Raw genomic sequence first — 12,372 nt, 5'->3', positions numbered from 1 at the left:
GCCGGGAGAAACCGCTCGGGATCGCGAAGCGTTAGATCGAGAAGCTGGTGCCGCAGCCGCAGGAGGCGGTGGCGTTCGGATTGACGACGCGGAACGAGGCGCCGATCAGGTCGTCGACGAAGTCGACTTCGGAGCCCGCGAGGAACGGGACCGAGGCTGGATCGATCAGCACCACCGCGCTGTCGCGCTCGATCACGAGGTCGTCATCGGCCTGGGTGCGCTCGACGTCGAACTTGTACTGGAAACCGGAGCAGCCGCCGCCCTCGACCGAAATGCGCAGCTTGGCGCCTTCGCCTTCCTTGCTGAGGATCTGCCCGATCCGGCGGGCGGCCCGTTCGCTGACGGTGATGGCAGCAGTCATGTCGGTCTCCGAAACCCTATTTGAGCATGATCCGATCCGGATCAGGCCCGGCGTCATCCCCAATTCATTTGGTCGGCCGCCTCAGTCATAGTTAAGTGCGTCGGACCATGGAATCAAATGGATAAGGACTAAAATACAGTGTCGGTCGGAATGGCTGCCCCCCGCGCGCCTTATGCCTGCGACCCCGATCGCAGCCGCGGCCGGCTGGTCGCGGAGCCGCCGAGCCGGACCCGGAGCCCATTCCGGCGCGACTGCGACCGGGTGATTCATTCCACCGCGTTCCGCCGCCTCAAGCACAAGACCCAGGTCTTCGTCTTCCACGAAGGCGATCACTACCGCACCAGGCTGACCCATTCGCTGGAGGTCGCGCAGATCGCCCGGGCGCTGGCCCGCCAGCTCGGGGTCGACGAGGACCTGACCGAGACGTTGGCGCTGGCGCATGACCTCGGCCATCCGCCGTTCGGCCATGCCGGGGAGCGGGCGCTCGACGAATGCCTCAGGGATGACGGCGGCTTCGACCACAATGCGCAGGCGCTGCGGGTCGTCACCTCGCTGGAGCATCGCTATCCCGAATTCGGCGGGCTGAACCTGACCTGGGAATCGCTCGAGGGGATCGTCAAGCACAACGGCCCCCTGGCCGAGCGCAACGGCGCACCCGCCGGCCGCTACCTGGAGAGTGGAATCCCGATCGGAATTGCCGACTACAACAAGGGCCACGACCTCGAGCTCTGGAGCTATGCTTCGCTCGAGGCGCAGATCGCGGCCTTTGCCGACGACATCGCCTACGACGCGCACGATATCGATGACGGCCTGCGTGCCGGCCTGTTCGCGGTCGACGACCTCAAGGAGATGCCGCTGACCGCAGAGATCATCGCCGAGATCGACCGCCACTATCCCGGGCTCGACGAGGTCCGGCGCGGCGCCGAACTGGTGCGTGAGCTGATCTCACACTTCATCAGCGCGGTCTTCAACGAGGCGAGCCGGCGCCTCGCGGCCGCGCAGCCGCAATCGGCCCACGACGTGCGTCACCACAATACCCCGCTGATCGCGTTTCCGTCCGAGGTGGCGGAGCAGGAGGCGGGGATCAAGGCGTTCCTGTTCCGGCGGATGTATCGCCACAAGCGGGTGATGCTGGTGATGGGGGAGGCGGAGGAGGTGGTCCGCAATCTGTTCGAGCGCTACCAGCAATCGCCTGAAGACCTGCCGGCGGAATGGATCGAGGGCAGCGTGCAGGAGACTGGGAGCGCTCGGAACAGGCGGATCGGCAATTTCATTGCCGGGATGACCGACCGCTTCGCCCTGATCGAGCACCAAAGGCTTTTTGACTCGACCCCGGATTTGCGTTAGCGCCCTGCCATGGCCGACACCACTGCTTCACCACACCTTTTTGCCGACATGCTGACGCGCGTGCACGCGATCTGTGCCGCTGTCGCAGCCGAGGACAATTGGCCCGCCGGCATCGATCTGTCCCGCGTCGTGGTGGAGCCGCCGCGCGACGCCAGCCATGGCGACATGGCGACCAATGCCGCGATGCTGCTCGCCAAGGATGCCAAGGCCAAGCCGCGCGAGCTCGCCGACAAGATCGCCGAGCGGTTGCGCGCCGATGCGCTGGTGGCCTCGGTCGATGTCGCCGGGCCCGGCTTCATCAACCTGACCTTGAAGCCGCTGGTCTGGGCGGACGCGCTGCGTGCCGTGCTGGCCGCCGGCTCGGCTTACGGGCGCAGCGACATCGGCAAGGCCGAGAAGGTCAATGTCGAATATGTCTCGGCCAACCCGACCGGACCGATGCATGTCGGCCATTGCCGCGGCGCCGTGTTCGGCGACGCGCTGTGCAGCCTGCTGCAATTCGCGGGCTTCGACGTCTGCCGCGAATATTACATCAACGACGCCGGCGCCCAGGTCGACGTGCTCGCGCGCTCGGCGTTCCTGCGCTACCGCGAGGCGCTGGGCCAGGACATCGGCGCGATCCCGGAAGGGCTCTATCCCGGCGATTACCTCGTGCCGGTCGGCGAGGCGCTCGCCAAAGAATATGGCGAGAAGCTGCTCGATATGCAGGAAGCCGCGTGGCTGCCGATCGTGCGCGACAAGGCGATCGCGATGATGATGGAGATGATCAAGGGCGATCTCGCCGCGCTCAACATCCATCACGACGTGTTCTTCTCCGAGCGCTCGCTGATCACATCAGGCAACAACAAGGTCGCCGAGACGATCGATTTCCTGCGCGCCAAGGGCGACATCTACGAGGGCCGTTTGCCGCCGCCGAAGGGCAAGCCGGTCGAGGACTACGAGGACCGCGAGCAGTCCCTGTTCCGCGCCACCGCCTATGGCGATGACGTCGATCGTCCGCTGATTAAGTCGGACGGCTCCTACACCTACTTCGCATCCGACATCGCCAACCACCGCTACAAGTTCGAGCGTGGCTTCACCAATCTGATCGACGTGTTCGGTGCCGATCACGGCGGCTACATCAAGCGCATGCAGGCCGCCGTGAAGGCGGTGACCGCGGGCAAGGCTGTGCTCGACGTCAAGATCGTGCAGCTCGTGAAGCTGCTGCGCGACGGCGAGCCGGTGAAGATGTCGAAACGGTCCGGCGAGTTCGTCACGCTGCGCGAGGTGGTCGACGAGGTCGGCTCCGACGCTGTCCGATTCATGATGCTGTTCCGCAAGAACGACGCGGTGCTCGATTTCGACCTCGCCAAGGTGATCGAGCAGTCAAAGGACAACGCGGTCTTCTACGTCCAGTACGGCCACGCCCGCGGCCATTCGATCTTCCGCAACGCGCGGGAGGAAGCGGTTCCCGATCTGCCCGAGACCGATGAGGCCCGGCTGGCCTATCTCCGTAATGCTACGGTCGAGCGGCTGACCGACCCGGCCGAGCTCGAGCTGCTCAAGCGGCTTGCGCTTTATCCGCGGATGATTGAGGCTGCCGCGGTGGCACATGAGCCGCACCGAATCGCTTTTTATCTCTATGATTTGGCCAGTGAATTTCATGCGCTTTGGACCAAGGGGCGCGATTTGCCCTATTTACGCTTCATTATCAATAATGATGCAGAGATCACGAGGGCGCGACTGGCAATGGTTCAGGGCGTCGTCTCGGTTCTGGCATCGGGCTTAGCTGTTCTAGGCGTCCACGCTCCGACCGAGATGCGGTAGGCAGGGGCATTAGGCCTTCACGAGTGGGGATTTGTGAGGGCATCTGGCAGGGGCCAACTCGTTCGGACCGGCTGTGCCGGCGATTTTGGCGCTGTCCCGAAGGGGATGCATGATCACAATGGCTGATCGATATCAGGACCGACATTTTCCCGCCGACACGGCTTCCAAGGCCGACAGCGATCCGCTTGCCGAACTGGCACGGCTGATCGGCCAGACGGATCCCTTCGGCAGCGCGAACAAGCCGCCACCGCGCCCGCTGCAGTCGCGCGCCAACGCGCGGCCGCAGCAATACGAGCCGCAGGCCGCGGACGAGGATGCGCCGCCCGCGGGCCCGCCGCCTTGGATGCAGCGCGCGCGGCAGGAGGCTGTCGCTCCGCCTCCCGTGCAGAACATCGAAGACGAAGAGCCCGAGCAGGACTACCAGCCGAAGCCGGTGCATCCGTTGCATCGCTACGCGGCTCAGCAGGCGCAGCCCGCGCCTGCGCCCGCGCCGGTGGCGCAATATCGGCCGGTCGAGGCCCCTCGACAGCCGGAGGCTTTTGACGAGGAGCCGCACTATCAGAGTGGCGGTCAGAATCAGGATCCGTCGCGCTATGACGACGCGCTCTACGGCCAGTTGGAAGCCGGCGAGCAGGATCTGCAGCGCGATCCCGCCTATCCGGACGATCCCTATGCCTATGAAGAGGCCTACGAGGAAGAACCCGAGCCCCGTCGGCGGCGCAGCGGCCTGATAACGGTCGCCGCGGTGCTCGCGCTTGGTGTGTTCGGCGTCGGTGGCGCGTATGCCTACCGGACCTATGTCGGCTCGCCCCGCAGCGGTGAGCCGCCGATCATCAAGGCTGACAACACGCCGACCAAGGTGGTCCCGGCCCAGGCCGACGCGCCGGCTAAGACGCCGGACCGCATGGCGACGGGCGACGGCACCGAGAAGATCGTGTCGCGCGAAGAGACGCCGGTCGACGTCAATTCGAAGACCGCCGGACCGCGCGTCGTGTTTCCGCCGCTGAACGCCAATGCGAATCCGCCGCCGGCGGCCAGCGTGCAGACGGCGCAACCCGCGCCGGCACCGATCACCGCGAACGGCACGTTGCCGAACAACGAGCCGCGCAAGGTCCGCACGCTTTCGGTCAAGGGCGATACGCCCGATGGCGCGCAGGCCACCGCAACCGTGCCGGCGAAACCTTCGGCGGCGGCGAAGCCTCCGGTGTCGCGCGGCAACCCGGCTGCGGCCAATGCCAGCGTCAACTCGCCAATGTCGCTTGTTCCCGGCCAGGCTGAGGCGGCTCCGGCCGCGCCTCCGACCCGGGTCGCGTCAACCTCGGCGGCTCCGGTTGGTGGCGGCGGATATCTGGTCCAGGTGTCCTCGCAGAAGAACGAGGCGGACGCCCAGGCGTCGTACCGGACGCTGCAGGGCAAGTATCGCAACGTGCTCGGTTCGCAGCCCTTGGTGGTGAAGCGCGTCGATCTCGGAGAGAAAGGCGTCTACTACCGCGCCTTCGCGGGCCCGTTCGCGTCCTCGGAAGAGGCGAGCCAAGTTTGCAAGAGCCTGATGTCGGCAGGTGGACCGCAGTGCCTCATCCAAAGAAATTAAAGGCCGTTTCCTTGACCCGTGAGCTGCATACGGCCTAATCGGCCGAATGACGAACCGCGCATTCATCACGGGCATATCCGGGCTGATCCTCAACGACGCCGAACGCGAATTCATTCGCGCCGAGCGGCCATGGGGCTTCATTCTGTTCAAGCGCAACATCGAGAGTCCTGCCCAAGTGGCGGCTCTTGTTGAGGAACTCCGGTCCGCAGTCGGCGTCGCCGATGCCCCGGTCCTGATCGACCAGGAAGGCGGGCGGGTGCAGCGGCTCGGCCCGCCGCATTGGCCGGCCTATCCACCGGGCGCGAGCTTTGGGGCGCTCTACGACATCGATCCGAAACTCGGGCTTGCGGCAGCTCGGCTCAGCTCACGGCTGATTGCGGCCGACCTGACCGACCTCGGAATCACCGTCGATTGCCTGCCTTTGGCCGACGTTCCCGTGGCCGGGGCGGACGCGGTGATCGGCAACCGGGCCTATGGAACCGAGCCGGGCAAGGTCGCGGCGATCGCGCGGGCGGTCACGGACGGACTGGAACAGGGCGGGGTGCTGCCGGTTCTCAAGCATATTCCCGGCCATGGCCGGGCCATGGCGGACAGCCATTTCCGGCTTCCGACCGTTGATACCGCCAAGGCCGAGCTGGAACGGACCGATTTTGCCGCGTTCCAGCCGCTTGCGGATCTGCCGATGGCCATGACTGCACATGTTGTGTTTAGCGCGCTCGACCCCGTCCATCCGGCGACGACTTCTGCGACAATCATCGAACAGGTGATTCGCGGCCTGATCGGGTTCCAAGGTTTGTTGATGAGTGATGACGTGTCGATGAATGCGCTGGCCGGATCGATTGCCGAGCGGACCCGCGCCATCGTCACCGCCGGTTGCGACATGGTTCTGCACTGCAACGGCAATATTGACGAGATGCGCGAGGTCGCACGCGAAACGCCGGAACTGACCGGCAAGGCGCTTGAGCGCGCCAAGGCGACGCTCGCCGCGCGCAAGCCGCCTCAGCCGCTCGACCGGCAGGCGGCACGGGCTGAACTGGATGCGTTGTTGGATCGGGTAGGGACGGCATGACCGCTGAAATTCTTTCGTTTGATACCGGGCGGCCGGCCGACCTCGCCGAGGGCGAACCGGCGCTGGTGGTCGACGTCGAGGGCTATGAAGGTCCGCTCGACCTGCTGTTGACGCTGGCGCGGCAGCAGAAGGTCGACCTGTCGAAGATCTCGATCCTCGCGCTCGCCGACCAGTATCTTTCGTTCATCGAGGCGGCGCGCAAGATTCGCCTCGAGCTTGCGGCCGACTATCTGGTGATGGCGGCGTGGCTGGCGTTCCTGAAGTCGCGGCTCCTGCTGCCCGAGCCGCCGAGCGCGGAGGGGCCGAGCGCCGAGGAAATGGCGACCGCGCTCGCCAACCGGCTGCGCCGGCTGGAGGCGATCCGCGAGGCGGCGAACCGGCTGATGAACCGGCCGCAGTTCCAGCGCGATATCTTTCCGCGCGGCAATCCGGAATCGATCGCCGAGATCAAGCATCCGAAGTTCACCGCCACCTTGTACGACCTGCTGTCGGCCTATGCCACGCAGCGCGCGTCGCGCGTGCTGACCTCGGTCCATCTGGCCAAGCGGACGGTGTGGTCGCTCGCCGAAGCGCGCGCGTCGCTGGAGCGGCTGGTTGGCCTCGCCGAGGAATGGAGCTGCCTCGACGAGTATCTGATGAAGTACGTCGCAGATCCCAAGCAGAAGGCGACGGTGTTCGCCTCGAGCTTCGCGGCCGCCCTCGAACTGGTTCGCGAAGGCGAGATGGAGATCAACCAGAAGCAGGCGTTCGCGCCGATCTATTTCCGAAAGCGTCAAGCGCAAGCCGCAATGGCGGCGCCGGACCTGTCGGTTGAGTAAGTGGAAGAAGGAGAGCAAGCCCATGGCAAGCTTGGCGGAAGTGCGCAGAGAAGAGCCCGAGGAGGAGGTTTCTCCTATGGATCCGGTGGCGCGTCCTGAGGAATTGCGGCTCCTGGAAGCCCTGTTGTTTGCATCGGCCGAGCCGATCGATCAGGCAACGCTGGCAAAGCGGATGCCCGACGGCGTCGACGTCAAGGCGGCGCTCGCACAGCTGCAAGCGGAATACGCGCCGCGCGGCGTCAACCTGGTGCGCGTCGCCAACAAGTGGACTTTCCGCACCGCCGGCGATCTGTCGTGGCTGATGACGCGCGAGAGCACCGAAACCCGGAAGCTGTCGCGTGCCGCGATCGAGGTGCTGGCGATCGTTGCCTATCACCAGCCGGTGACTCGCGCCGAGATCGAAGAAATTCGCGGCGTGGTCACGTCGAAGGGCACGATCGACGTGCTGCTCGAGACCGGATGGATCCGGCCGCGCGGCCGCCGCAAGACGCCGGGCCGTCCGCTCACCTTCGGAACCACCGACGCGTTCCTGTCGCAGTTCAGCCTGGAAGCGCTCGGCGACCTGCCGGGACTCGAGGAGCTGAAGGGCACGGGTCTGCTCGACTCGCGTCTGCCGACCGGATTTTCCGTTCCGTCGCCGTCGGATGACGCGACGCTGCGGGAGGACGAGGAGCCGCTCGAGCCGGGTGATACGCTGGAACTGTTGCTGGCGCCGGCGGTCGAGCCGGAAGCCGAGGAACCGAAGGCCGACGCAGAAACCACTGATGAGGTTGGGACTGCCGAGGTCGAAACGACCGCCCAAGCGGAGGTCGAGGCGGACGTTGCCTCTGACGCGGATGCGGCCGAACCTGACACCGGCGAGCCAGAAGACCGCGCCGACCACGCGGGTGATGACGCCGCCACCGAGGACAAGGGCGAATAGGCCTGAATATTCCCGGTTAAGCCTAGCAATATTACGTAGCCGCGACAGCGATTTGCCGCGGCCGAGGTCCTTGTTTTTGACACCCCGCGGGCCTACCTTCCGGCAAAGTTCAGGCCGGTCCGCCGGCCATTTCTGGAGGGTTGCAGGATGGGTTCGTTGAGCATTTGGCACTGGATCGTCGTGATCGCAGTGGTCCTGCTGCTGTTCGGACGCGGCAAGATTTCTGATCTGATGGGTGACGTCGCCCAGGGCATCAAGGCCTTCAAGAAGGGCATGCAGGACGACGACAAGGTCGCCGAGAAGACTGAGCCCACCAAGTCGATCGATCACAATGCGGCGACGTCGGCCGCGCGCCAGGACGTCGGCAGCAAGGCCGTCTAACGCGCTTGTACTGACGCATATTTCGACGTTTTTTCTTGCGCGAAACGGTGACGCCGTCGCATAGACGCGCTATGGACGCCGATTGAGAAAAGGCGCCGGCAGCCCCAGATCCTGTTGGGAGCGATGGGGCCGATGGCGGCGCGCTTAGGCAGAAGAATTCATGTTCGATATCGGGTGGAGTGAACTGGTCGTCATCGCGGTCGTCGCGCTGATCGCCATCGGCCCGAAAGAACTGCCGGGCGTGCTGCGCATGGTCGGGCAATGGATGGGCAAGGCCCGCAAGATGGCCTCCGAATTCCAGGGCCAATTCCAGGAAGCCATGCGCGAGGCCGAGATGGCCGACCTCAAAAAGAGCTTTGACGAGGTCAAGGAGGCCGCAACCGGCATCACCAGCGGCAACATTATGACCTCGCTGCAGAAGGACGTCAGCGACGCCCTGCAGATCGACAAGCCGGTCGATGCGCAGGTCGCGTCCGCAATCGACGCACAGGTGGCGTCAAGTGACACGCCGGTGACGCCCACGACTCCCGTCGAGCCGACGCCGGAAACCTTCGTCGAGGCCGAGGCGCACGCGGCAGCCAGCGAGCCGCTTGCGATCACCAATGAGGTGAAGGCCGAGCCGGCGCCGCAGGACGTGACGCCGGTACAGCCCGACGCGCTCAAGGACGCGAGGGCGTCATGAGCGCCGAAGACATCGAGGCCAGCAAGGCCCCCTTGATGGATCACCTGATCGAGCTGCGCTCGCGGCTGATCAAGGCGCTGCTCGGCTTCGGCGTGGCCTTCATCATCTGCTTCTTCTTCGCCAAGCAGATCTACAACGTGCTGGTCTGGCCGTTCGTCTGGATTGCCGGGCCGGAGAATTCGAAATTCATCTACACCGCGCTGCTGGAATATTTCATCACCCAACTGAAGCTTGCGCTGTTCGGCGCCGGCTTCATCTCGTTTCCGATCGTCGCCACCCAGATCTACAAATTCGTCGCGCCCGGTCTCTACCGGCACGAGCGCAACGCGTTCCTGCCGTATCTGATCGCCACTCCGGTGTTCTTCGTGATGGGCGCGGCGCTGGTCTATTTCGTTGTGCTGCCGATGCTGGTGCGATTCTCGCTCGGCATGCAGCAGGCCGGCGGCGCGGAGACCGCGCAGATCCAGCTGCTGCCCAAGGTCGGCGAATATCTTTCGCTGATGATGTCGCTGATCTTCGCCTTCGGCATCGCGTTCCAGCTGCCGGTGATCCTGACGCTGCTCGGCCGCATCGGCATCGTCACCTCGAAGATGCTGAAGGAGAAGCGGCGCTACTTCATCGTGATCGCCTTCATCATCGCCGCCGTGCTGACGCCGCCCGACGTGCTGAGCCAGGCCTCGCTCGCGATCCCGCTGCTCGCGCTCTACGAGGGCGCCATCATCGCGGTCCGGATCGTGGAGAAGAAGGCCGCGACCTCGAATGCGTCGTCCGGGGCGACCAATCCGGCCGAGTAGGGTGATTTCACCTCACAGTCGGTGTCATACCCCGCGAAAGCGGGGTATCCAGTACGCCGCGGCTTCTCGGTGTGACGCACCGACGTCTCTGGAATGCTGGATCACCCGCTTTCGCTGACGATGACGGTCGTGGTAGTGGAACTACATAGCCGTAGTTTGCCAACGCAATGGTTGGTTGCTTACGCATAGCCTGCCAGGACTGACTCATGCACGACATCAAAGCGATCCGCGACAACCCGACAGCCTTCGACGACGGCCTGAAGCGCCGCGGGCTGGAGGCCCTGTCGCCGTCGCTGCTGGCGATCGACGAGAAGCGGCGGGCGGCGATCCTGGCGTCGGAGCAGGCCCAGGCGCGGCGCAATGCGGCCTCGAAGGAGATCGGCGAGGCCAAGAAGGCAAAGGACGAGGCGCGCGCGGCCAAGCTGATGGCTGAAGTCGCCGAGCTGAAGACCACGATGCCAGAACTCGAGCTGACGGCGAAGACGGCTGATGAACAGCTGACCAAAGAGCTGTCGTCGATTCCGAACCTGCCGCTCGACGAGGTGCCCGACGGCACCGACGAGCACGGCAACGTCCAGCACCATGTGTACGGCAAGACGCGCGACTACGGCTTTGCGCCGAAGCTGCATGACGATCTCGGCACCGCGCTGGGCGACATGGATTTCGAGGCGGCGGCGAAACTGTCCGGCGCGCGCTTCGTCGTGCTGAAGAAGGGCCTGGCGCGGCTCGAGCGTGCGATCGGGCAGTTCATGCTCGACCTGCACACCGGCGAGCACGGCTACACCGAGATCAATCCGCCGCTGCTGGTGCGCGACGCCGTGATGTTCGGCACCGGTCAGTTGCCGAAATTCGAGGACGACCAGTTCTGGGCGATCAAGGGCGAATTGCTCGCGTCGCCGAATGCCGATCTGCGCAGCGAGCGCCTCGGCCTGATCCCGACCGCGGAAGTGTCGCTGACCAACCTCGCGCGCGAATCCATCCTCGACGAGAAGGAGCTGCCGATGCGGCTCACCGCGCTGACGCCGTGCTTCCGTGCGGAGGCCGGCGCGGCGGGGCGCGACACGCGCGGCATGATCCGCCAGCACCAGTTCACAAAGGTCGAGCTGGTGTCGATCACGACGCCGGAAGCCAGCAAGGATGAGCTCGAGCGCATGCTGTCCTGCGCCGAGCAGGTTCTGCAGAAGCTCGACCTGCATTATCGCGTGATGACGCTGTGCGCCGGCGACATGGGCTTCTCCGCGCAGAAGACCTACGACATCGAGGTGTGGATGCCGGGGCAGGGCGACGGCGGCGCCTATCGCGAGATTTCGAGCTGCTCGGTGTGCGGCGATTTCCAGGCCCGCCGCATGGACGCGCGCTATCGCGGCCCCGACGGCAAGCCGCGTTTCGTGCATACGCTGAACGGCTCCGGCACGGCGGTCGGGCGCGCCTTGATCGCGGTGATGGAGACCTATCAGCAGCAGGATGGTTCGATCGCGGTGCCCGATGTGCTGCAGCCCTATATGGGCGGGCTCAAGGTCATCGAGCACGGCATGTGAGGCGAGGGCCATTGTGATGCCGCTGCACCGTGACATCCACTGGCTTGGTCGACAATGGGCCGTTACGGGCCACGGTCTGCAGCTGATCAATCAGAAGCAGATGGGCTATTACGACATCGAGGCCGCGCGCCTGTGGGACGCGCGCGTGACCGAGGTGCAATCGAAGGCCTGGATCGACAGGCCCGACTTCGACAAGGCTCTGGAGATCGCGCGCGGCAAGTTCACCCAATTGGCACCGGCAGATCTGCCGCCACCACCTGCACCGATTGGGTCGCCGCCACCGCTGGTCCGGGCGACGCCGCCGGCCGCGCCGCGCGCGCCGCTTGACGCGACATCGGTGCCCTCGATCGAGGAGCTGCTGGCCAGGCTGAAATCGAAATCGGCTGCGACGGCGCCGGGCGAAGCGCTCGCTCCGGTGCCGCCCAAACCCGAACCGCTCGGGGTTGAGCCTCGGAAGGTCGAGCCGTCGGGGTCCGAGCTCCCCCAAGCGGCTTCGTTCGCCCCCGAACCGTCCAGGGCTGAGCCTGGCGCGTTTGAAGCTCCGAAGGCCGAGTCTCTCACGATCGCACCCGCCAAGGCCGATTCGGTCACGGCCAATCCCATCAAGTCCGAGCTCCCCACATCGGAGCTTCCGAAGCCTCCCAACCCTGAGCCTCGCCAAACCGCATCAATTGCTCTTGAGTCGGCCAAGCCGGAAGCTCGGAGGGTTGAGCCGCCCAGGGTTGAAGCTCCCAAGGTTGAAGCGCCAAAGCCTGAACCTGCCAAGCCCGAGCCTCCAAGGTCAGAAGCTGTCGCGTCCCGGGGTCTCGGGGCCGAACTGCGTCAGACCCCACGGGTCAAAGTGCCAGAGGCGCCGCGGCCAACGCCCGTCATCGCGGTTGTTCGGCGGCCGGCCAGAGCAGCCTGGCCGGTGTTCGAGCGCAAGATCGCCGGCAGCGCGCGATTTGTCCGTCCATGGCGCGTGACGTCGGCACGATGGCGCGGGCCATCGCCAGGTTTGCCTCCGCGGCCCTAGCCGGTTAAGACGGCAATCAACTCAAGAAACCGCAACGTAAGATACCCG

At 65.3% G+C, this 12,372-nt stretch carries 11 protein-coding genes and 1 pseudogene; 11 read left to right on the top strand and 1 reads right to left on the bottom strand.

Going from position 1 to position 12,372, the window contains the following annotated elements:
* Positions 1-31 precede the first annotated feature (31 nt).
* The gene (erpA, locus tag QA635_RS22980; protein WP_016846874.1) at positions 32-361 is read right to left on the bottom strand and encodes an iron-sulfur cluster insertion protein ErpA; all 330 of its coding nucleotides are present in this window, start codon (positions 359-361) and stop codon (positions 32-34) included.
* A gap of 138 nt (positions 362-499) precedes the next feature.
* Between erpA and QA635_RS22975 the strand changes: the two genes are divergently transcribed.
* The 11 genes and pseudogenes from QA635_RS22975 (at position 500) to QA635_RS22925 (ending at position 12,324) form a co-directional block, all read left to right on the top strand.
* Entirely contained in the window at positions 500-1,708 is a 1,209-nt protein-coding gene (locus QA635_RS22975; RefSeq protein ID WP_283061600.1) for a deoxyguanosinetriphosphate triphosphohydrolase, read from the top strand.
* A gap of 9 nt (positions 1,709-1,717) precedes the next feature.
* Entirely contained in the window at positions 1,718-3,514 is a 1,797-nt protein-coding gene (gene argS, locus QA635_RS22970) for an arginine--tRNA ligase (protein ID WP_283061598.1), read from the top strand.
* A 118-nt stretch (positions 3,515-3,632) separates the two neighbouring features.
* Positions 3,633-5,105 (top strand): SPOR domain-containing protein, encoded by a 1,473-nt coding sequence (locus tag QA635_RS22965; RefSeq protein WP_283061597.1) that lies wholly within the window; start codon positions 3,633-3,635, stop codon positions 5,103-5,105.
* 46 nt (positions 5,106-5,151) lie between these two features.
* Positions 5,152-6,174, top strand: a complete 1,023-nt coding sequence (nagZ, locus tag QA635_RS22960; protein ID WP_283061595.1) for a beta-N-acetylhexosaminidase — start codon at positions 5,152-5,154, stop codon at positions 6,172-6,174.
* Positions 6,171-6,992: a segregation and condensation protein A gene (locus QA635_RS22955; protein WP_212058259.1), complete on the top strand. Its 822-nt coding sequence runs from the start codon at positions 6,171-6,173 to the stop codon at positions 6,990-6,992. The genes nagZ and QA635_RS22955 overlap by 4 nt, the downstream gene beginning before the upstream one ends.
* A 22-nt stretch (positions 6,993-7,014) precedes the next feature.
* A pseudogene (gene scpB, locus QA635_RS22950) lies at positions 7,015-7,896 on the top strand (SMC-Scp complex subunit ScpB); the annotation flags it as partial.
* A 165-nt stretch (positions 7,897-8,061) separates the two neighbouring features.
* Positions 8,062-8,295 (top strand): twin-arginine translocase TatA/TatE family subunit, encoded by a 234-nt coding sequence (locus tag QA635_RS22945; protein WP_016846882.1) that lies wholly within the window; start codon positions 8,062-8,064, stop codon positions 8,293-8,295.
* Positions 8,296-8,455: 160 nt separating this feature from the next.
* Entirely contained in the window at positions 8,456-8,977 is a 522-nt protein-coding gene (gene tatB / locus QA635_RS22940) for a Sec-independent protein translocase protein TatB (RefSeq protein ID WP_283061592.1), read from the top strand.
* Positions 8,974-9,771, top strand: a complete 798-nt coding sequence (tatC, locus tag QA635_RS22935) for a twin-arginine translocase subunit TatC (RefSeq protein WP_038381092.1) — start codon at positions 8,974-8,976, stop codon at positions 9,769-9,771. The genes tatB and tatC overlap by 4 nt, the downstream gene beginning before the upstream one ends.
* Positions 9,772-9,977: 206 nt before the next feature.
* Entirely contained in the window at positions 9,978-11,309 is a 1,332-nt protein-coding gene (gene serS, locus QA635_RS22930) for a serine--tRNA ligase (protein WP_283061589.1), read from the top strand.
* Between the two features lie 16 nt (positions 11,310-11,325).
* Positions 11,326-12,324: a hypothetical protein gene (locus QA635_RS22925; RefSeq protein ID WP_283061587.1), complete on the top strand. Its 999-nt coding sequence runs from the start codon at positions 11,326-11,328 to the stop codon at positions 12,322-12,324.
* The last annotated feature ends 48 nt before the right edge of the window (positions 12,325-12,372 follow it).

The sequence above is a fragment of the Bradyrhizobium brasilense genome, from assembly GCF_029714345.1.
Taxonomy (GTDB): Bacteria; Pseudomonadota; Alphaproteobacteria; order Rhizobiales; family Xanthobacteraceae; genus Bradyrhizobium; species Bradyrhizobium australafricanum.
Note: the sequence above shows the minus strand (reverse complement) of the source record. Positions and strands in the feature narration are given on the sequence as shown.

Coding starts and splice junctions, on each gene's coding strand:
- erpA (WP_016846874.1), bottom strand. CDS start 361: ATGACTGCTGCCATCACCGTCAGCGAACGGGCCGCCCGCCGGATCGGG.
- argS (WP_283061598.1), top strand. CDS start 1,718: ATGGCCGACACCACTGCTTCACCACACCTTTTTGCCGACATGCTGACG.
- QA635_RS22965 (WP_283061597.1), top strand. CDS start 3,633: ATGGCTGATCGATATCAGGACCGACATTTTCCCGCCGACACGGCTTCC.
- nagZ (WP_283061595.1), top strand. CDS start 5,152: ATGACGAACCGCGCATTCATCACGGGCATATCCGGGCTGATCCTCAAC.
- QA635_RS22955 (WP_212058259.1), top strand. CDS start 6,171: ATGACCGCTGAAATTCTTTCGTTTGATACCGGGCGGCCGGCCGACCTC.
- QA635_RS22945 (WP_016846882.1), top strand. CDS start 8,062: ATGGGTTCGTTGAGCATTTGGCACTGGATCGTCGTGATCGCAGTGGTC.
- tatB (WP_283061592.1), top strand. CDS start 8,456: ATGTTCGATATCGGGTGGAGTGAACTGGTCGTCATCGCGGTCGTCGCG.
- tatC (WP_038381092.1), top strand. CDS start 8,974: ATGAGCGCCGAAGACATCGAGGCCAGCAAGGCCCCCTTGATGGATCAC.
- serS (WP_283061589.1), top strand. CDS start 9,978: ATGCACGACATCAAAGCGATCCGCGACAACCCGACAGCCTTCGACGAC.
- QA635_RS22925 (WP_283061587.1), top strand. CDS start 11,326: ATGCCGCTGCACCGTGACATCCACTGGCTTGGTCGACAATGGGCCGTT.